At 68.0% G+C, this 19,172-nt stretch carries 22 protein-coding genes; 8 read left to right on the forward strand and 14 right to left on the reverse strand.

The window, feature by feature from the left end; translation table 11 throughout:
- The 4 genes from GZ64_RS0102790 to GZ64_RS0102805 all read right to left on the reverse strand — a co-directional run bounded on the left by GZ64_RS0102790 (window position 1) and on the right by GZ64_RS0102805 (window position 3,978).
- Window positions 1–1,326, reverse strand: coding sequence for an acyltransferase family protein (locus tag GZ64_RS0102790; protein WP_051667812.1), 1,326 nt, complete (start codon window positions 1,324–1,326; stop codon window positions 1–3).
- Between the two features lie 98 nt (window positions 1,327–1,424).
- Window positions 1,425–2,096 carry a response regulator gene (locus tag GZ64_RS0102795; RefSeq protein ID WP_029260246.1) on the reverse strand — a complete coding sequence of 224 codons (672 nt, stop codon included), beginning with the start codon at window positions 2,094–2,096 and terminating at the stop codon, window positions 1,425–1,427.
- Complete coding sequence (locus GZ64_RS0102800; protein WP_036330957.1) at window positions 2,093–3,355, reverse strand: sensor histidine kinase; 1,263 nt, start codon at window positions 3,353–3,355, stop codon at window positions 2,093–2,095. Before GZ64_RS0102800 ends, GZ64_RS0102795 begins: the two co-directional genes overlap by 4 nt.
- Window positions 3,356–3,360: 5 nt before the next feature.
- Window positions 3,361–3,978: a DedA family protein gene (locus tag GZ64_RS0102805; RefSeq protein ID WP_021200747.1), complete on the reverse strand. Its 618-nt coding sequence runs from the start codon at window positions 3,976–3,978 to the stop codon at window positions 3,361–3,363.
- A 162-nt stretch (window positions 3,979–4,140) separates the two neighbouring features.
- On the opposite strand from GZ64_RS0102805, the gene abc-f reads away from it, so the two are divergent.
- The 4 genes from abc-f to GZ64_RS0102825 are packed head-to-tail and all read left to right on the forward strand — an operon-like array spanning window position 4,141 to window position 7,564.
- Entirely contained in the window at window positions 4,141–5,739 is a 1,599-nt protein-coding gene (gene abc-f / locus GZ64_RS0102810) for a ribosomal protection-like ABC-F family protein (protein ID WP_029261766.1), read from the forward strand.
- A 42-nt stretch (window positions 5,740–5,781) separates the two neighbouring features.
- On the forward strand, window positions 5,782–6,450 hold the full coding sequence (locus GZ64_RS0102815; protein WP_051667813.1) for an HAD family hydrolase: 669 nt from the start codon (window positions 5,782–5,784) through the stop codon (window positions 6,448–6,450).
- A 44-nt stretch (window positions 6,451–6,494) separates the two neighbouring features.
- Complete coding sequence (locus GZ64_RS0102820) at window positions 6,495–7,118, forward strand: pyridoxine/pyridoxamine 5'-phosphate oxidase (protein ID WP_051667814.1); 624 nt, start codon at window positions 6,495–6,497, stop codon at window positions 7,116–7,118.
- Complete coding sequence (locus GZ64_RS0102825) at window positions 7,115–7,564, forward strand: cupin domain-containing protein (protein WP_021200743.1); 450 nt, start codon at window positions 7,115–7,117, stop codon at window positions 7,562–7,564. Before GZ64_RS0102820 ends, GZ64_RS0102825 begins: the two co-directional genes overlap by 4 nt.
- A gap of 4 nt (window positions 7,565–7,568) precedes the next feature.
- Here GZ64_RS0102825 and GZ64_RS0102830 read toward each other — a convergent pair whose 3' ends face one another.
- From GZ64_RS0102830 to GZ64_RS19975, 4 genes are read right to left on the reverse strand one after another with little or no spacing between them, the layout of a single operon-like run.
- Window positions 7,569–8,381 carry an SURF1 family cytochrome oxidase biogenesis protein gene (locus GZ64_RS0102830; protein WP_029265040.1) on the reverse strand — a complete coding sequence of 271 codons (813 nt, stop codon included), beginning with the start codon at window positions 8,379–8,381 and terminating at the stop codon, window positions 7,569–7,571.
- Window positions 8,378–8,572: a hypothetical protein gene (locus tag GZ64_RS20140; protein ID WP_081859644.1), complete on the reverse strand. Its 195-nt coding sequence runs from the start codon at window positions 8,570–8,572 to the stop codon at window positions 8,378–8,380. Before GZ64_RS20140 ends, GZ64_RS0102830 begins: the two co-directional genes overlap by 4 nt.
- On the reverse strand, window positions 8,569–8,916 hold the full coding sequence (locus GZ64_RS0102835) for a DUF3099 domain-containing protein (protein WP_029265042.1): 348 nt from the start codon (window positions 8,914–8,916) through the stop codon (window positions 8,569–8,571). Before GZ64_RS0102835 ends, GZ64_RS20140 begins: the two co-directional genes overlap by 4 nt.
- Before the next feature lie 52 nt (window positions 8,917–8,968).
- Window positions 8,969–9,502: a DUF4190 domain-containing protein gene (locus GZ64_RS19975; RefSeq protein WP_036331007.1), complete on the reverse strand. Its 534-nt coding sequence runs from the start codon at window positions 9,500–9,502 to the stop codon at window positions 8,969–8,971.
- A gap of 139 nt (window positions 9,503–9,641) precedes the next feature.
- Here GZ64_RS19975 and GZ64_RS0102850 point away from each other — a divergent pair, with 139 nt between their 5' ends.
- Complete coding sequence (locus GZ64_RS0102850; RefSeq protein WP_017830420.1) at window positions 9,642–10,352, forward strand: beta-ketoacyl-ACP reductase; 711 nt, start codon at window positions 9,642–9,644, stop codon at window positions 10,350–10,352.
- Window positions 10,353–10,367: 15 nt separating this feature from the next.
- On the opposite strand, the gene GZ64_RS0102855 is transcribed toward GZ64_RS0102850, so the two are convergent.
- The 3 genes from GZ64_RS0102855 to glgC are packed head-to-tail and all read right to left on the reverse strand — an operon-like array spanning window position 10,368 to window position 13,036.
- Complete coding sequence (locus GZ64_RS0102855; RefSeq protein ID WP_029265043.1) at window positions 10,368–11,063, reverse strand: alpha/beta fold hydrolase; 696 nt, start codon at window positions 11,061–11,063, stop codon at window positions 10,368–10,370.
- A gap of 46 nt (window positions 11,064–11,109) precedes the next feature.
- On the reverse strand, window positions 11,110–11,745 hold the full coding sequence (gene serB, locus GZ64_RS0102860) for a phosphoserine phosphatase SerB (protein WP_021200738.1): 636 nt from the start codon (window positions 11,743–11,745) through the stop codon (window positions 11,110–11,112).
- A 49-nt stretch (window positions 11,746–11,794) separates the two neighbouring features.
- On the reverse strand, window positions 11,795–13,036 hold the full coding sequence (gene glgC, locus GZ64_RS0102865) for a glucose-1-phosphate adenylyltransferase (protein WP_029265044.1): 1,242 nt from the start codon (window positions 13,034–13,036) through the stop codon (window positions 11,795–11,797).
- Window positions 13,037–13,082: 46 nt separating this feature from the next.
- Here glgC and glgA point away from each other — a divergent pair, with 46 nt between their 5' ends.
- From glgA to GZ64_RS0102880, 3 genes are all read left to right on the forward strand, one after another.
- On the forward strand, window positions 13,083–14,267 hold the full coding sequence (glgA, locus tag GZ64_RS0102870; protein ID WP_029260256.1) for a glycogen synthase: 1,185 nt from the start codon (window positions 13,083–13,085) through the stop codon (window positions 14,265–14,267).
- 17 nt (window positions 14,268–14,284) lie between these two features.
- Complete coding sequence (locus GZ64_RS0102875; RefSeq protein WP_021200735.1) at window positions 14,285–15,070, forward strand: ABC transporter ATP-binding protein; 786 nt, start codon at window positions 14,285–14,287, stop codon at window positions 15,068–15,070.
- 91 nt (window positions 15,071–15,161) lie between these two features.
- Window positions 15,162–15,419, forward strand: coding sequence for a type B 50S ribosomal protein L31 (locus GZ64_RS0102880; RefSeq protein ID WP_021200734.1), 258 nt, complete (start codon window positions 15,162–15,164; stop codon window positions 15,417–15,419).
- An 89-nt stretch (window positions 15,420–15,508) separates the two neighbouring features.
- Here the strand turns inward: GZ64_RS0102880 and GZ64_RS0102885 are convergent, their stop codons facing one another.
- The 3 genes from GZ64_RS0102885 to GZ64_RS0102895 are packed head-to-tail and all read right to left on the reverse strand — an operon-like array spanning window position 15,509 to window position 19,100.
- Window positions 15,509–15,790, reverse strand: a complete 282-nt coding sequence (locus GZ64_RS0102885; RefSeq protein WP_021200733.1) for a hypothetical protein — start codon at window positions 15,788–15,790, stop codon at window positions 15,509–15,511.
- Window positions 15,791–15,846: 56 nt separating this feature from the next.
- Window positions 15,847–17,094 (reverse strand): alpha/beta fold hydrolase, encoded by a 1,248-nt coding sequence (locus tag GZ64_RS0102890; protein WP_029265045.1) that lies wholly within the window; start codon window positions 17,092–17,094, stop codon window positions 15,847–15,849.
- 2 nt (window positions 17,095–17,096) lie between these two features.
- A complete protein-coding gene (locus GZ64_RS0102895; protein WP_029265046.1) occupies window positions 17,097–19,100 on the reverse strand; it encodes a DUF262 domain-containing protein in 2,004 nt (667 codons plus the stop codon).
- Window positions 19,101–19,172: the final 72 nt, after the last annotated feature.

A 19,172-nucleotide genomic window follows, 5' to 3' on the forward strand; every position in this document is an offset into this window, starting at 1 on the left:
TCAGGCCGGCACGGGCGCGTTGACTGCGACTCGTACTCGCTGTGTCGGTCGCTGAGAAGCCGACAGCGACGAGAGTCGCAGCGCGGCGCCGATCAGCGCGATCGCGATCAGCGCGGTCGATACCGAGGTGCCGAGCACCAGAAGGAGCACGATCCCGACCAGACCGCTCAAGGTTCCGATGACGATGCGGTGCATCGAGGTCGTCGCCGAGGGCGCGGGCTGCGACTCGAATCGCGTGAAGGCGACGGCGACGAGAGCGGTGAGAGCGAGAGCCGTCGCCAGCCAGAGGGGACGCCCGGCCCACCATCCCGCGCTGTCCAACGCCGGCAGGCTGGCTCCGGCGACGAGTGCGTACACTGCGGTGACACCGGCCATCAGGAGCAGTACCGGCATGTGCCAGAGGTAGATCGTCATGGTGCGCACCGTCACGAAGGCGGTGAACGCGGCGACCCGCGGCCGACGGCTGAACCGTTCGAGACGCTCGCGGTGCAGTGACAGCAGGCTGGTGTGCGCAATTCCGACGAGGAGGAGCGCCGCGGTCGGCGGGTTGATGTTCGCGATGAGGTCGGGGGAGTAGATGCCGAAGGCGAAGGTCGCGACGAGCAGAAGGAGGGCCGTGATCCCGGCGGTGGCGCGTACGCGCCTGGCGAGGCGGTCGATGCTGCCGTCGGCCAGGAAGAACCCGAGCTGCTGGAGGGTCATCCACACGAAAGCGAGGTTCAGGAACCCCAGCCCGTCGATGCCGGTGGCTGTGCGCAGCACGTCGACGGTGATCGAGGCGAGCACCAGCGCGCCGATCGTGCGCAGCGGTGCGCGTTCATGGGCGGAGGCGAGAAGAGGGAGCAGAGCCTGACAGAGCAGGAAGACGCCCAGGAACCACAGCGGCTGCCCGTATCGGAATCCCGCCGTCGCGATGAGGTCGGCGGGAACGCCGAAGACCGTGAGCAGCGCGAGTGCGAGTGCGATGACCGAGATCGTGAAGATCGCCGGACGCAGCAGTCGATGCACACGGCCGGCGACGAAGCCGATGGCCGTGCCTCCGCGCTGATGCATCCGCCGGTAGGCCAGCAGACCCGAGAACCCTCCGATGACGAAGAACAGGGGCATCACCTGGAGGAACCAGCTGAGCGGCGCGATCCATCCGGTCCCGTCGCTGGCATTGGCGAAGACCGGTCCGGAATCGGTCACGGTGACGCCGACCATGATGGCGTGCAGGAGCACGACCCCGAGGACGCAGAGGGCCCGGAGGAAGTCGATCCCGGTGTCGCGGGATGCGCGTGGGGGAGCTGTGGTGCTGACGGCGCGCGGTGCCTGGACGATGGCCATGAGTCCTCCTCGGAAGCGGTGTTCCAGGAGACTATGGAGGTGGTGCCGGCGAGGGCATCACCCGTGGGTGCCGTCACGACCCCCTACGACGGGGTGAGTCAGGACGACGGTTCGACGAGTCCGGTGTCGTACGCGAGGATCACGGCGTGCACGCGGTCTCGCAGGCTCAGTTTGGCGAGCACCTTGCCGACATGCGTCTTGACGGTCTGCTCTGCGATGAAGAGATCGGCGGCGATCTCGGTGTTGGAACGACCTCGACCGATGAGCACGAGCACCTCGCGCTCGCGATCCGTGAGCTCGGCGAGAGCCGTCGCCGAGCGCGGTGCGCGGGGGCGGCGGCCGGCGAACTGCTCGATCATGCGGCGCGTCACGCTGGGCGCGAGCAGCGCATCGCCGTCCGCGACGACCCGAACCGCGTGCACGAGCTCCTCCGGTAGAGCATCCTTCAGCAGGAAGCCGCTGGCGCCGGCCTCGAGCGCGTCGTACACGTAGTCGTCGATGTCGAATGTGGTGAGCATCAGGATTCGAGGTACGTGCGCGGCCGGATAGGAGGGGCCGAGGATGCGCCTCGTCGCCTCGATCCCGTCGAGCTCCGGCATGCGCACATCCATGAGGATCACATCGGGATCGAGACGCGCGGCGAGGGTGACCGCTTCCGCACCGTTCGCCGCCTGCCCGGTGACATGGATGCCGTCATGGGCGTCGAGGAGCGCGGCGAACCCCGCTCGAACCATGGCCTGGTCGTCGGCGATGAGGACGCTGATGGTCACAGGCTCTCCTTGTCAGGGGAAGGGGATGAAGGCGTGCCGGCCGGGGCGGCGTCGAGGGGGAGGACGGCGTCGACATCCCATCCTCCGTCGGACGCGGGGCCGGCGGAGAGACTGCCGCCGAGGATCTCGGCGCGCTCCCGCATGCCCCGGAGCCCGTAGCCGGTGCCGTGACTCTCGGCGCGGTGCGGCGGTGCGTCGTTGTGCACCTGGATGTGGATGCTGCGCGCCTCTGCGCGCACGCGCACAGCGATGCGCGCACCGGGTGCGTGTCGCACGGCGTTGCTCAGTGCCTCCTGCACGATGCGGAAGGCGGCGATCTGGACAGCAGGTGTGGCGGAGGCGGTTTCGGTTCCTTCGAGGACGAGTCCGACGTCGACACCGGCGCGGCGGATGCTGTCGACAAGGGCGGGGATGTCGTCGACGCCTTGCTGCGGGGCCAGTTCGGCGCTCTGGTCTTCGGTGCGGAGCACCCCGAGCATGCGTCGCATCTCCGTGAGCGAGGTCCGGGCGGTGGCGGCGATGTCGTCGAACTCCGTGATGGCGGCGGTGCCGAGCTCGGGAATCCGATACTTGGCCGTCGAGGCCTGCACCTGGATCACCGACATGCTGTGGGCGACGACGTCGTGCAGCTCCCTGGCGATCCGTGTGCGCTCTTCGACGAGCGCGCGCCTGGCCTCCTCGAGCGCGCTGTGCTCCTTCTCGCGCGTCAGCTCGGCGGCGACGCGGACCCGCCCGGCTATCAGTGCTGCGATGAGGAACATCGCGGAGGCGACTGCAGTCGTGACGATCAGGTCGGCGGTCGCACTGGCGGATGACGCCGGGAGGGCGACCATGTCGGGCCGGAGCACGGGGGCGAGAAGCGAGGCGATCGCCCCGAGGATCAGGGCGAAGGCACCGATCCTCGTCCCATGGAGGAAAGTGACGACGCCGACGAAGAGGACGAAGACGAGGAGTGCCGGAACGGACCACGGCCAGGGAGACTGGATCGCCAGCTCCGGCACGACCGTGAGCGGCAGGGTGAACGCACTCGCCGTGAACAGGATGAGAGCCCAGCGAGGACGTGAGATCGCGAGGAGCGGCGAAGCGCACAGCACAGCTCCGAGGATGAACGACAGCGGCAGCGGTGTGCCGTACAGGAGGGTCTGCAGCGGGACGAGCACCGCGTACAGCGCCACGACCGCCGCACCCAGCGCCACGAGGGCGGAGGTGCGGCGGTTGATCCGTTGGCGGAGCGGTGTGCGCTCCCGGCGTCGTGCCATGACTGTCATCCTGCCAGCTGGGGCGCCGGCGCACGGCGGCGACGGGCCGCGGCGATCCGGTCGATCACGAACCCGATGACGAGGGCGATGACGATGCCGAGCCCAGCGCTGAGCAGGGGCTGGTCCTTGATCCAGGCGCCGGCGAGCAGACCGATCGCGAGGCTGAACACGCTCCAGCTGACCCCGGCGATGAGACTCAAGGGGAGGAAGCGCCGCCAGGGGAAGTGGAGAGCGCCCGCGCTCATGTTGACGGCGACCCGACCGACCGGGATGTAGCGGGCACCGAGGATGAGCGTCGCGCTCCGACGGTCGAGTGCGCGCTGGGCGTGAGCGAATGCCGCCGCCACCCGGGGGCGTCGCATCCACGCGAACCTCGTCGTGCCCACCGCTCGCCCGATGACGAAGGCGAGATTGTCTCCGATCGCCGCACCGATCGCGGCGACGAGCCCGAGGAGCACCAGGTTTCCCTCGCCGGTGGAGGCGGTGACCGCCGCCGCGGCGACGAGCACGGTCTCGCTGGGAACCGGGGGGAAGAAGCCGTCGATGACGGTGACGGCGAACAGGACCAGGTACAGCCAGGGTGAGGCGATCGCCTGCATGATGAGCTCGTTGAGGATGTCCACTCCCGTACGTTATGCAGCGGATCCCGAGCCGGGCATCCCTCTCGGGTATCGGGACCCTCACCCTTCGGAGTGATCTTGCTGAGCGCGACTCCCGGCGACGCCGCTTATACTGGGAGGCTGGCCGATCGGCCGACAACCTCCCCGAAAGAACGGACGTCCGCTGTGCTTGCCGTGCACGACCTCGAGATCCGCGTTGGCGCGCGCCTGCTGATGGAGAACGTCTCGTTCCGCGTCGCCGACGGAGACAAGATCGGACTCGTCGGCCGCAACGGGGCCGGGAAGACCACGCTCACCAAGGTGCTCGCCGGTGACGTGCTCCCGTCGGGCGGAAGCGTCACCCGCTCCGGGGAACTCGGCTACCTGCCGCAGGACCCTCGTTCGGGCAATCCCGAAGACCTCGCGCGTACGCGCATCCTCGATGCCCGCGGGCTCGGTCAGCTCAACCTCGGCATGACCGAGGCGGCCCTCGCCATGGGTTCCGACGACCCCGCGGTGGCCGACAAGGCCATGAAGCGCTACGCCCGACTCACCGAGCAGTTCGAGGCGCAGGGCGGCTACGCGGCCGAAGCCGAAGCCGCGTCCATCGCCAACAACCTGTCGCTTCCCGACCGTATCCTCGACCAGCCGTTGTCGACGCTGTCCGGCGGTCAACGCCGTCGGATCGAACTCGCGCGCATCCTCTTCTCCGACGCGCAGACGATGATCCTCGACGAGCCGACCAACCACCTCGACGCCGACAGTGTCGTGTGGTTGCGCGAGTTCCTCAAGGGCTACAAGGGCGGGCTGATCGTGATCAGTCACGATGTGGAGCTCGTCGGCGAGACCGTCAACCGGGTGTTCTACCTCGACGCGAACCGCCAGATCATCGACACGTACAACATGAACTGGAAGAACTACCTGCGTCAGCGGGTGGCTGATGAGGAGCGCCGCAAGAAGGAACGCGCGAACGCCGAGAAGAAGGCGACGACCCTGCAGCTGCAGGCCGCCCGCTTCGGTGCGAAGGCTTCGAAGGCCGCTGCTGCGCACCAGATGATCGCGCGCGCCGAGAAGCTGCTTGCCGGCCTGGACGAGGTGCGTCAGGAGGACCGGGTGGCGAAGCTGCGCTTCCCGAAGCCCGCCCCTTGCGGTAAGACGCCGATGATGGCCTCCGGCCTCTCGAAGTCGTACGGCTCGCTCGAGATCTTCACCGACGTCGACCTGGCGATCGATCGCGGTTCCAAGGTCGTCGTGCTCGGACTCAACGGTGCAGGAAAGACCACCCTGCTGCGGATGCTCGCCGGAGTCGACCAGCCCGATACGGGACAGCTCGAGCCGGGGCACGGCCTCAAGGTCGGCTACTACGCGCAGGAGCACGAGAACCTCGACGTGAATCGCTCGGTGCTCGAGAACATGGTCTCGGCCGCTCCGCACATCACGGAGACCGAAGCGCGCAAGGTGCTCGGGTCGTTCCTGTTCACGGGTGACGACGTGCTCAAGCCCGCCGGCGTCCTCTCCGGTGGTGAGAAGACCCGTCTGTCGCTCGCGACGCTGGTCGTGTCGTCGGCGAACCTGCTGCTGCTCGATGAGCCGACCAACAACCTCGATCCTGCCTCGCGCGAGGAGATCCTCGGTGCGCTCGCGCACTACGAGGGCGCAGTCGTGCTCGTCTCGCACGACCCCGGTGCGGTGCAGTCACTCAACCCCGAACGTGTGCTGATCCTGCCGGACGGGGTCGAGGACATCTGGAGCCAGGAGTACCAGGACCTCATCGAGCTCGCCTAGGGGGTCGGTTCCGTGTCGGCGGCCCGGGATATCGTGACGGACATGGAGCTGGGTCCCATCCGCGCGATCTGCTGGGACTGGAACGGCACGCTGCTCGACGATGCCGAGATCTGCCGTCAGGTCATGAACGCCGTGCTCGAGGAGCACGCGCTCGAACCGCTCGCCGACGAGCACGCGTACCGATCCGTCTTCCGCTTCCCGATCCGGGACTTCTACCGCTCGGTCGGACTCGGGGACGACCGATTCGTGTCGGCCGCAACCACGTATCTCGACCTGCTCGCCCAGCGCGTCGGCGAGGCGCCGCTCCACTCCGACGTGCGGGCCACGCTCGCGGTGCTCCGTGAGCGAGGGATCCGCCAGGTCCTCGCTTCGGCGACTCTTCCGGATGCCCTCGCTCGGCAGATGGCCCCGCACGACCTGGGCGAGGCGTTCGAAGCGGTGCTGTCGATCGACGATCCCTTCCGCGCCTCCAAGCACGATGTGATCTCGCGATGGCTGGCGACATCCGGGATGACTGCGCATGATGTGCTCGTCGTCGGCGACACCAATCACGATCGAGAGATCGCGGACGATCTCGGCGCGGAGTTCGTCCATTTCGACGGCGGGCACCAGAAGTGGGCGGGAGACACCCGCCGGGTCTCGACGCTCGGCGAGCTGATCGACCTCCTGGGGCCGCTCCCGGTGGGTTCCGCCTCCGCCGAACTCGACTGACCACTCGGCCCTGCCCGGGGCGGACCCATGGCATAGTCGAGAGCATGCCGTTCGCGCATCCCCCGTCCTCGTCAGACATCAGCGACTGGTTGCGTGCGCAGCCTTCCCTCACCGGGGTCGCGCCGCCGCTCGATCTCGCAGGGCTTCCCGAAGATCCCGTGCCGTTCTTCGTCGATTGGATCGGAGAGGCCGCCGAGAGCGGGGTCGCGGAACCGCACGCGGCGACCCTGGCGACGGTCGACGATGACGGCGTGCCGGATGCGAGGACACTGATCCTCAAGGGCGTCGACGCGCGAGGATGGGCGTTCGCCGGGACGCGCTCGTCCCGCAAGGGCGAGCAGATCGCCGCACGCCCTGCCGCGGCGTTGAACTTCTGGTGGCAGCCGCTCCGACGGGCCGTGCGGGTCCGGGGAATGATCCAGGAAGCGTCCGAGGCGGAGAGCGCCGCAGATCTCGCCGCGCGGTCGGCTGACGCTCGTCGCGGTGTCGCGCCGGGGGAATGGGTGCTCTGGAGGATCGTCCCGGCGCGCGTCGAGTTCTGGCAGGGATCGGCGGACCGGAACCACAGCCGGATCGTCTTTCAGCGCGCGGAGGGCGGCTGGAGCCGCAGCGTGACGGGCGAGGCCGCCGGTGTGGCGAGATATAGAGTCGCAGGGGAGCGGACATGAGCGGTTATCAGGTGCTCGAGATCGGGTCGCTCGACGAGTGGCGCACCCACCATGGTGGCTTCGATGCCGCACGATCGCGCGACGGGCGTCGCGTCGTCGACCATGAGCTGACGATGCAGTACATCGGGATGACCGCGAACGCGTTGGAGCCGGGCGAAGAGGCCGGCTACTGGCACGTGCACCGGAAGATCGAAGAGGTCTACGTGTTCCTCGGAGGGCGAGGGCAGATGGGGCTGGACGACGATGTGGTGGAGGTCGGCCCCGGTACCGTGATCCGCGTCGGTCAGGGCGTCGCTCGCACGTGGCGGGCGCGACCGGACAGTCCGGGCGAACTGCGCTGGCTCTGTCTCCGCGCCGGCGGCGAGGAACTGCCGCACCTTCCGGACGACAGCTCGCGGCTGCCGGAGCGCCCGATGCCATGGTCGGACCGAGCGAGCACCGGCTGAACAGTCACCGCACGTCGAGCAGTTCGTCCTCGACGTCGGCGTCGTGGTCCTTGCGGCGCGACTTCTTGACGGGGGCTTGGACTCCCTCGACCTCCTCGCGGTGCTTCACGATCTCCGTCCGGATGATGTATCCGATGAAGATGAAGCCCATCAGCGCGAAGAGGATCCACTGGATGGCATACGACAGGTGCGGACCCGGATCGTCGGTGGGGGAGTCGAATCCCCCCAGCGTCCCTGTGCCGGCCGGGTCCTCGCTGATCATCCGTCCGTAGGCTCCGGTGATCACGTCACCGTCGACGAGATCGGCGATGGTCGGCAGATTGATGGTCGGCACCTGACCTTCGGGCGCGCCACGGCCCGATGCCGGAACCTGCTCACCCGGGCGAAGACGCACGGTGACCTCGGCTTGGCCCTCCGGCGGCGCTGGCACCGAATCCGGCGCGTCCCCGTCACCCGGTGGCACCCAGCCGCGATCGACGATGAAGATGCGACCATCGACGTCGCGGAACGGCACGAGCACCTCGAAGGCGCTCGTCCCGCCGTGCGGGCGGTTGCGCACCAGGAGCTGCTGGTCGGCGAGGTATTCGCCCTGCAGGATCACCGGTCGCCACTCGTCGGAGGGATCGAGGGCACCGTCTTCCCCGATGAGGTCGGAGAGGGGAACAGGCTTCGCGTCGTAGTTCTCTTCAACGAGCTCGATCTGCGCGGCTCTGGTCTCGTTGCGCTCGAACTGCCAGTTCGACAGGAAGACGCACGCGACCGCGAAACCGATCGCGATGAGCACGTAGACGGCCCATCGGGTCAGACGTCCGCTCATGCGGGGATCCCATCCCGAACACTGACAGGGAAGTCACGTGCTGCCAGATAGTCCCGGAGGTAGGCGACGTGCTCATCGCACGCCAACCAGATCTTCTCCCGATCGGCGGCATGGATGCGGGGGTTGCGCCACACGACCTGTCTGGTCGCCGCGCTCCGGCAACCGGCACGCGAGCATTCGAGGTCTGTCATCGGTCCTTCGGGCCTTCGTGGATCGTGAACACCGGGGGTGTCGCGGGCTGGCTCTCGATCGGTGCGGGCCCCGGGGCGGCCAACTCCTGAACCGGCGACTCGGCACCGGTCTCGGTGCTGTCGCTGCCCGCGTTGGCGAAGACCACGGCGATGTACGGCAGCACGGCGGCGGAGATCCCGAAGACCCAGGTGTACCACCCGTACGGCTGGACCAGCACCATCAGAGCGAAGCACGCGATGCGGATGGACATCGTCAGGACGTAACGGCGCACACGATGGTCTGCCTCATCCCGCGGAGACTGCGGCAGTGAGGTGACGGCCGGGACTTGACGCGCGTTCTTCACGATGTCTCAAGCCTACGCCGGTACGAGCCTCCCGGCGTGCCGTTGCTCCCGCTCAGGTCGAGAAGAGGAAAGGCAGGCTGAATGCGCCGACGAACAGGAAGCTGATGATGGTGCCCACGAGCGTGATGGCACTGAGCGCGATCACCGCGTGCCCGAGGATCAGGCCGGCGATGCCGAGGCCGCGCCCGCCCATCCCGGGGTCGCGCTTGATCTGTCCGAGCGCCATGTGACCGGTGATGACCGCCGCGATCGACGCGAGGACCGGGATGAGGGCCCAGAACAGGACGACCCCGGCGATTCCGCAGATCAGCGCTGCGACGGCGAGTCCACTCGTGGGACGCGGCGCGTCGGCGGGGTAGGTCGGTGCAGCGTACGGGGCGTATGCCGCTTGTGCGGGCGGGAGTCCGCCGGGGGGTGCATAGGTGGGCGGGGCACCGGGATAGCTCTGCGTCGGCTGCGGCGGGGGCTGCATCGGGTACGCGGGAAGCGCAGCGGCGGACGCAGGGGCTGCGGGAATCCGGACCGGGAGCGGTGGCGGTGTGAACGGCGGCTCGGCACCGGGAGACGGGATGTGGTTTTCGCTCACGAGGAAGCCTTTCGTCTCGAACAGAGTCCCAGCAGCGTCCAGACCTGTCAAACGAGGGACGACGGTCGTCGCGGGCATCGTCGGTAGGATCGATGACGGCTCGGAACCCCGAGCCACCGGCCAGAGCAGGAGTGTCCCCATGAGCGCTGAGCGCGTCGTCCTCGTCACCGGCGGAAACCGCGGTATCGGCCGCGCGATCGCGGAGCGTTTCGTGCGGGACGGATACCGCGTCGCGGTCACCGCTCGCAGCGGCGAGGGGCCGGAGGGGACTCTCACGGTCCGGGCGGATGTCACGGATGCGGCCGCGCTCGATGCGGCGTTCACCGAGGTGGAGCAGCAGCTGGGCCCGGTGGAGATCGTCGTCGCGAATGCGGGCATCACCAAGGACACCCTGCTGATGCGCATGAGCGAGGACGACTTCGACAGTGTGGTCGCGACGAACCTCGGGGGCACGTTCCGTGTCGTCAAGCGTGCCTCGAAAGGGATGCTCCGCGCGCGCTTCGGCCGCATCATCCTGATCTCGAGCGTCGTCGGACTCTACGGCTCCGCAGGCCAGGCCAACTACTCGGCGTCGAAGAGCGCCCTGGTCGGCTTCGCCCGTTCGATCACCCGTGAGCTCGGCGCTCGGGGGATCACCGCCAATGTCGTCGCTCCCGGGTTCATCGAGACCGACATGACCGCGGAGCTCCCTGAGGAGACACAGAAGCAGTACAAGGCGAGCATCCCCGCCGCACGCTTCGCCACCCCCGATGAGGTCGCGGGCGTCGTGACGTGGCTCGCGGGCGACGACGCCGGGTACATCTCCGGTGCGGTCATCCCCGTCGATGGCGGCCTCGGGATGGGGCACTGACCCCGAGACCGGTGTTCAGCGCGCGATCGCCGCGTTGATCAGCGCACCGAGCCGTTCGGGCACGGAGAACTGCGGCCAGTGGCCGGAGTCGATGCGCACGACCTCGGCGTCATCGATCGACCGGTATTCGTCGGCGTACGCACCCCACTCGTCGATCATCTCGTCGAACGCCGCCTGATCGAGGCCAGCCATCAGCAGCGTCACCGGAACCCGATGGCGCGAGCGGTTCTCCAGGACGATGCCGTCGGTCGGCACCCTCGCGGGAACGCTGCGGGTGAGGGGAGCCGTGCGCGCTCGAGTCGCGTCGTCGAGGTCGCTCACATCCTCGTCCGGGAAGAAGTTCCAACCGGGGAAGGGCACGACCCCGTCCACGATCTCGAACTCGCTGATGCCGCTCCCGGGAGGGGGCGGCACGGTATCGACGAAGACGACTCGCTTCAGGCGCTCGGGGCGGGCATCGGCGACGCCCCATGCCACGTTGCCCCCGCCGCTGTGACCCACCACCACGATCTCTCCCTGCAGGGCGTCCACAGCATGGACGGCGGCGTCGATCCATTCGGCGATACCGATCCCCGCGGAGATGGCGGCGGGCGCGCCGAGGCCGGGGAGGGTGAGGGGATGTGCGCGATGCCCGGCCTGTTCGAGGGCAGGGATCACCTCCTCCCAACTGGACGCATCGAGCCAGAGTCCCGGGATGAGGATGATGTCCATGAGCTGACGCTAGCGGTGGCGTCGGACTTTCACCACAGCGTTCCCCCTACGGCAGCAGGGCGATGACCTCCGCCAAGTCCTGCGGGCCGATGACGAGGCTCGCGGCCTCCCGAACGGCGGGCTTCGCGTTGAAGGCGAGACCGAGACCGGCGACCGCCATCATCGGCAGGTCGTTCGCACCGTCGCCGATCGCGATGGTCGCCCGGGGAGCGACCCCGAGTTCCGCCGCCCACTCCCGGAGCGACAATGCCTTCGCCGCGCCGTCAACGATGTCACCGTCGACCAGGCCGGACAGCACGCCTTCTGCGGCGTCGAGGCGGTTGGCTCGCCAGCGATCGACGCCGAGGGCCGGCGCGACGCTGTCGAGGATCTCGTGGAATCCTCCGGAGACGACGCCCACCACCCCGCCGCGGTCGTGGACGGCCGCAGTCAGCTCTCGCACGCCGGGCGTGGGCTCGATGCGCGCGCGGACGCGCTCGAAGGCCGACACCGGTACACCTTTCAGAGCCGCGACCCGCGAGCGCAGGCTCGTCGAGAAGTCGACCTCACCGCGCATCGCCGCTTCGGTGGCGGCCTGCACCTCGGCACGCCGCCCGGCTTCGTCGGCGAGCAATTCGATCACCTCGTTGCGGATGAGGGTGGAATCGGCATCGAGGACGACGAGGAAGCGCGCGCTGGTCACCCGTCGAGCCTAGCGATCGCCCGAGTGGTCGGTGTGCGGCGTGACGTGCTCAGCGGTCGATGAAGATGCCCTTGCCCACGACGGTGATGCCGGACTCCGTGACGGTGAAGCCGCGCGCCAGGTCGCGTTCACGGTCCACACCGACCGTCGCTCCATCAGCCAGCACCACGTTCTTGTCGAGGATCGCCCGGTGGATGCGTGCCCCCTGGCCGACGTGCACGTGGTCGAACACGACCGAGTCGGTGATGGTCGATCCTCCTCCGGCGAGTGTCCACGGACCGACCACGCTGCGTTCCAGGTGCGTTCCGGACAGCACCGAGCCGAGGGAGACGATCGAGTCGATCGCGTTGCCGATCCGTCCGACCGAGTCCCTGACGAACTTCGCCGGCGGGGAGTTGACGGCCTGCGAGTGGATCGGCCACTCCATGTTGTAGAGGTTGAAGACGGGAAGCGTCGAGATGAGGTCCCGGTGCGCGTCGAAGAACGAGTCGATCGTCCCCACGTCCCGCCAGTACGACCGGTCGCGTGGAGAAGAACCGGGGACCTCGTTCTGCTTCATGTCGTAGTAGCCGGCCTCGCCGCGCTCGACGAAGTAGGGGACGATGTCGCCCCCCATGTCGTGCCCGGACACGGGAGACTCCCCGTCGGCCTCGACGGCGGCGATCAGCGCGTCGGCGTCGAAGATGTAGTTGCCCATCGAGGCGAGGACCTCGTGGGGCGAATCCTCGAGGCCCGTGATGTCGGTCGGCTTCTCGAGGAACTGCTTGATCCGTCCGGACTCCGCGTCGGCGTCGATCACGCCGAACTGCGACGCGAGCGCGAGTGGCTGGCGGATGCCGGCGACGGTCGCCTTGGCACCGGACTCGATGTGCGCCTCGAGCATCTGGCGAAAGTCCATCCGGTACACGTGGTCCGCGCCGATCACGACGACGATGTCCGGCTTCTCGTCGTTGATGAGGTTCATGCTCTGCAGGATCGCGTCGGCGGAGCCCGAGAACCACCGCTTGCCGAGGCGCTGCTGGGCCGGCACGGAGGTCACGTAGGAGTCGAGGAGCGCCGACATCCGCCAGGTCTGCGAGATGTGTCGGTCGAGGCTGTGGGACTTGTACTGCGTCAGCACCACGATCTGCCGCAACCCGGAGTTGATGAGGTTCGAGATCGCGAAGTCGATGAGTCTGTACTGTCCGCCGAAGGGCACTGCGGGTTTCGCTCTATCGGCCGTGAGAGGCATGAGGCGCTTGCCCTCGCCGCCGGCGAGGATGATCCCGAAGACCTTCTTTGGAGCGGACATGGCTCCACCATAGATGCCATCATCGTCGCTGTACTAGCGTTCAGACATGCGAGTTGAAATGATCACGAAGGAGTACCCGCCGGAGGTCTACGGCGGTGCCGGCGTGCACGTCGCCGAGCTCGTCGCGGCCCTCAGGGAGCACGTCGACGTGCGGGTCCGTGCGTTCGGCGCACCCCGTGACGAGGCGGGCACCTTCGCCTACCGCACGCCCGCCGAGCTCGCCGGGGCGAACGCCGCTCTGCAGACGCTCGGCACGGATCTGGAGATCGTGTCGGCCATCGCCGAGGCCGATCTGGTGCACAGCCACACCTGGTACGCGAACTTCGCGGGGCATCTCGCGTCGCAGCTGCACGGCATCCCCCACGTTCTCACGGCGCACAGCCTCGAACCCCTCCGACCATGGAAGGCGGAGCAGCTCGGCGGCGGCTACGCCGTCTCCAGCGGGATCGAGCGTCTGGCGTATGAGAACGCCGCAGCGGTGATCGCCGTGAGCGCGGGGATGCGTGCCGACATCCTGCGCAGTTACCCGCAGGTCGACCCGGCGAAGGTGCGGGTGATCCACAACGGGATCGACGTGGAACGCTGGCGTCCGGTACGCGACGACCAGTTCCTGCGATCGATCGGAATGGACCCTGCTCGACCGTCGGTCGTCTTCGTCGGTCGCATCACGCGGCAGAAGGGGCTGCCGTTTCTCCTGCAGGCCGCGCGTCTGCTGCCGCCAGAGGTGCAGCTGGTGCTCTGCGCCGGAGCGCCGGACACACCGGAGATCATGGCGGAGGTCCAAGAAGGCGTCCGGCTGCTCCAGCAGGAGCGGGACGGGGTGATCTGGATCGAGCGGATGCTGCCGCGCGACGAGCTGTCGACGGTCCTGACGGCCGCGACGACGTTCGTCTGCCCGTCCGTCTACGAGCCCCTCGGGATCGTGAACCTGGAGGCTATGGCGTGCGGGGCGGCGGTCGTCGGGACCGCGACCGGCGGGATCCCCGAGGTCGTCGCCGACGGTGTGACCGGGCGTCTCGTCCCGATCGAGCAGGTTCAGGACGGCACCGGCACGCCGGTGGACCCTGACCGCTACGTCGCGGATCTGGCCGCCGTGCTCACGGAGGTGGCGATGGATCAGGATCGGGCACGCGCGTACGGCGAGGCCGGACGGGAGCGGGCGCGCGAGGAGTTCAGCTGGGCGGCGATCGCCGAGACGACGCGCGCGCTCTACGCGGAGCTGACCGCCTGAGCCGATAGGCTGAAGGCATGCCGAGCGCTCTGGAATTCACCGACGTCGTCGTGCGCCGTGAGGGGCGCAACATCATCGATCACGTGACCTGGAAGGTCGACGACGATCAACGATGGGTGATCCTCGGCCCGAACGGCGCGGGAAAGACCACGCTCCTGCAGCTGGCCGACACTCTCATGCACCCGACGTCGGGAACGGTGACGGTGCTGGGGGAGACCCTCGGCCGCACCGACGTGTTCGAGGTGCGCCCGCGCATCGGCTTCGCCTCGTCGGCCATGGCCAAGCGTGTGCCCCGGGACGAGACGGTTCTCAACACCGTGCTCACGGCCGCGTACTCCGTGCTCGGCCGCTGGAACGAGAGCTACGAGGCCATCGACGAGCGCCGCGCGCTCCGCGTCCTCGGCGACTGGCGTCTCGACCATCTGGCCGACCGCACCTTCGGCACCCTCAGCGACGGCGAGCAGAAGAGGGTCCAGATCGCGCGTGCCGTCATGACAGACCCCGAGCTCCTGCTTCTCGACGAGCCCACGGCTTCGCTCGATCTCGGCTCTCGTGAAGAGCTCCTCGCGCTCCTCAGCGGGTACGCGTCCTCGCCGACCACCCCGGCCATGCTGATGGTGACGCACCACGTGGAGGAGATCCCCGTGGGATTCACCCACGTGATGCTGATCCGGGACGGTGCCGTGGTCGCGGCGGGCCCGATCGCGGAGACGCTCACGGCCGAGGCTCTCAGCGACACGTTCGGCATGCCGATCGTGCTCAGCGGCGAGGACGGCCGCTACGCCGCCCGCGCAGCATCCTGATCCGGGTCTGATAGAATCGACCCTTGGTGCTCTCTGCACCGCAGACTTCCCTCGTCCCTGGCACAATCCAGGGCAGCAACTAAGGAATCCCATGAAGACTGACATTCACCCCGAGTACAAGGCTGTCGTGTTCCGCGACCTCGGTTCGGGCGAGACGTTCCTCACCCGTTCGACCGTGTCGAGCGACAAGACCATCGAGCTGGACGGCGTGGAGTACCCCGTCATCGACGTCGAGATCTCCTCGGCTTCGCACCCGTTCTACACGGGTAAGCAGCGCATCATGGACTCGGCCGGCCGCGTCGAGAAGTTCAACCAGCGCTTCAAGGGCTTCGGCGGCTCGTCCAAGTAACGATCGCCAACGAACAAGGCCCCATGCTCCTCGGAGCGTGGGGCTTTCTTCGTTCCCCGGCCGCTGCGTTCGCGGCCGTGCCCGAAACCTCAGAGGTCGAGTCGGATCCGGCCGTCGTCGATCGTGTCCGGAGGATCGCCCGGCGATGGTGCCGGGGCCGTCCGCTGCGTCTGGCGGTCGCGTTCGATACCCGCCTCGTGCGCAGACGGAGACCAGACGGCGTCGAATGCGCCGCCGAGTCCCCCTCCACTGGTCTCGTACTTCTTCTCGATCGGCACCCTCGAGAAGCCGAAGGCGATCACGACGATCACCGCCGAGACCAGGAGCAGCAGCACTCCGACCGTGACGAGCACGCCCACTCCCTGTTCCATGTGCTCCAGAGTAGGCGTCGGGTGAGGCGAGAGCATCCTCCGTCAGGAGGAGATGTTCAGCGGATGCGGCGACCGTGCGCGAGGTCGATGAGATGTGAGAGCACCGGTCCCGAACGCAGACCGTTGTGCTCGTGCTCACTCGTCTGCCAGAGCTGCACCCCCGGGATGAGCTTCGCCGTCTCGAGAGAGAACTCATATGGCACGTAGACGTCGTTGACGTAGACCGCGGCCGCACCGGTCGCCTCCGACCCGGCGATCGCGGCCGCGTCGTAGATACTCGGCCACTCGAACTCGGCGAGCTCGAGGGCGACCTCGCGCCATGGCCGGAACGCGGGCACCGTCTCTGCCCACTCGCGCCGGATGTGCTCACCTGTGAACAGCGTGGGGTCGTCGCGGAAGTCCGTGGGCTCGGTGCGCTCGGCCGACCACCGGGTCGCGTGCCCGTCCGCGTAGCTCGATTCGTGGAAGGCGAAGTACAGCGGGTTGCGGCCGTCGTAGGGCATCGCGTGCATCAGGTCGTACCGGAAGGCGTTGGAGGAGGGATCGCGCTCCAGGATCGACCACAGGGTCTGCCAGCCGTCGTTCGTGCCGAGGGCCGATCCCACAGACCGGAGGCGTGAGCGGGAGACGACTTCTCCGTCGGGCAGGACGATGTCGCCGGCATCCGCCAGCTCGACGAGCCGTCGCATCACATCGCGGTGCTCCGGGAAACGGCGGTAGTAGCGTTCCGAGGCGTCGCGCATCTTGTCGTAGCAGAGCGCATACACGTCGTCAGGGTGCCGACCCACGGCGCTGAGGCCTCCGGTGATGAAGACGTCTTTGAGCGAGGAGGGATCGGTGGAGAGGTACGCCAAGGTCGTGAAGCCGCCGAACGACTGTCCGAGCACGCTCCAGGTGGTGGCGCCCAGGTGCTCGCGCACGGCCTCGCAGTCGCGCACGATCGCGTCGGCGCGCAGATGCGTGAGGTGCTCGGCGACGGCGGCCGAGCCGCGCTCGAGGTCGCCGTCGCCCACAGGAGTGGACCGACCGGTCCCTCTCTGGTCGAGAAGCACCAGGCGATAGTGGGCGAGGGCCTCGTCGAGCCAGGCCGGCGATGTCGACGAGTGGAAAGGGCGCGGAGCCTCATGCCCGGGCCCGCCCTGGAGGAAGACCAGGTAGGGGAGGGCGTCGCCGCCTTCGCGGGTGACCACGCGGGCGAAGATCTCGATGGTGCGGTGATCGCCCGGATCGCCCCAGACCAGCGGGACGGTGAGCGTGTGCTCTTCGACGGTCAGATCCTGCAGCGTGCGGACGATGGTGCTCATGTTCACATCACATTTCCGATATAGGAGTACTTGACGAAGACCTCCGAGGCGATGCCCGACTCCTCGAGCACGCCCTGCACCGCGGTCATCATGTAGTTGGAATCCCAGCCCATGTAGAGGAAATGACCCTCGTCGAGCTCATCCCACTGCCCCTTCCAGGCCATGTCCTGGTAGATCGGACCGCCGTGCGCGGCGCAGTAGGCCAGGGCGGCCTCTCTCGTGTCGGTCCAGGCGCGACGGAAGACCCGATTGAACAGATACTTGACGTCGGGAACCTCCCAGCGTTCACCGCGATACTCGACGTAATCGAACTCCCGCTCCCAGCCCGTCGGCCATCCGCGGCGACGGACCGCATCGAGGATCGGCGTCAGGCCGTCGTCATCGATCTCCGGCAGCGCGGGGCGCGCCCAGATGCGGATGAGGTCGGCTGTGAGCGCGATCGTGCGGCGGGTGATCGCCGCCGTGTTCCAGGAGTCGAGGTCGGTGAGATCGCGCGTGGCCGGCACGGAGCTGTGCGCGTAGGCTTCCGAGCGCTTGACGGGGAAGGAGGCACCGAACACCCGCTCCGTCAGCGACTGCTCGAGCAGGGTCAGATTGCCGAGCGTCGGAGCGAGGGCACGGTGGCTGTTCTGCTCGTCTTCGGAATAGTCGATCCACGATCGCTCCCCGTCGCCCGACCACGCATCTCCGGGTACGGTCGGGACGATGTGCTCGACGTCGAAGTCGTCGACCTCGTCGACACCTTCGAGCCGTCCCAGCACATACGCGGGGTGGGGGAGCTCGCTGTACTTCACGACCGCACTGACGCGCTCGTCGGAGGGCGTGATGCGCGCGAACGCCCGGGCGAGCGCATCGCGACCGTCGCGGCGCGCTCGGCACAGTCTGGCGACGAGTCTCTCCGCGGGCAGGTTCACGAGGGCGCGGCGGAGGGAGAGGGCCTGCAACCACTCCAACGTCTCGATGAGCTCTGCGCGGTCGATCACGCCGCGCAGATGATCGCTGTAGGCGCTCATCACGAGCGGGTAAGAGGAGCGGCCGAACGTGTTGACGTGGCGCAGCTGCCGCGCGATCTCCGGGTCCTGCTCCCGCGACGGATCCAGCAGGGTGCCGTAGATCTCGGCGTAGTGCCGCCACTCGGCCGCGTCCGCCTGCAGATGGTCGACGTCGACGCGCGGGAACGACTGCCGGAAGGCGCTGTACACGCCGTGCTCGCCGTTCGCGGCGACCTCGCGTCCGGTGACGAGTACGAGGTAGTGCCGCCAGAAGGCACCGATCGCCTCGCCGGTGTGCCGTTCTATCGGAACCCAGAACCGGGCCTCGACGTCGACCTGTTCCGCGTGGCTGAGCCCCATCAGGATGTAGTTGTGGATGAGCTCGTGGTCGCGCAGCGGCTCGCCCGTCGAGTTCAGGCTCTCGAAGATCTGCTGTGCGTTCGCCTGCGCACCGAGGGTGATCGACACGTGCTCGAGCTTCTGCAGCCCGCGCCAGATGGCCGGAACCTCGTCGACGTGGATCTGGCTGCGGAAGAAGGCGTAGTTGTCGTCGAAGCGCGACTCTCGGTCGGCGTCATCGCGTCGATCCAGGACCACGGACTCGTACAGGTCGGCCCAGGCATCGTGCGGGCGCAGCTTGGTGCGGTCCGGAGCGTCGGAGCGCACCAGCACGCGTTCGAGCGCTGCGGCCATGGCGCTGTCGGTATCGCGGATCGCATGATGCAGGGCGGCCACCAGCAGCATGAGAGTGGTGATGCGCTGTTGGCCGTCGATGAGGATCAGGTCGGAGTCGGCTGCGGAGCCGTCTTCGGCGGACAGGATCGAGCCGATGAAGTGACGGTGGGCATCGTCTTCGCCGGCGACCGCGCGGATGTCGGAGAGGAGACGTTCGCAGCCGCCGATGTCCCACCGGTACTGCCGCTGATACACGGGGACGACGATGGTCGTGCTCCCTGCCGCGAGCCATTCGATCGTGTTGACTGCTGTCGCCTCGACGTTGGTCGCGGTGCTCATGCTGGTGTCTCGTCCTCCCGTAGCGACGGGCGCCGAGGACTCGCCGGGCGCCCCGATCAGTCTATTCGGTTA

It is taken from the genome of Microbacterium sp. Cr-K32, from assembly GCF_000708345.1.
Classification (GTDB): Bacteria; Actinomycetota; Actinomycetes; order Actinomycetales; family Microbacteriaceae; genus Microbacterium; species Microbacterium maritypicum_A.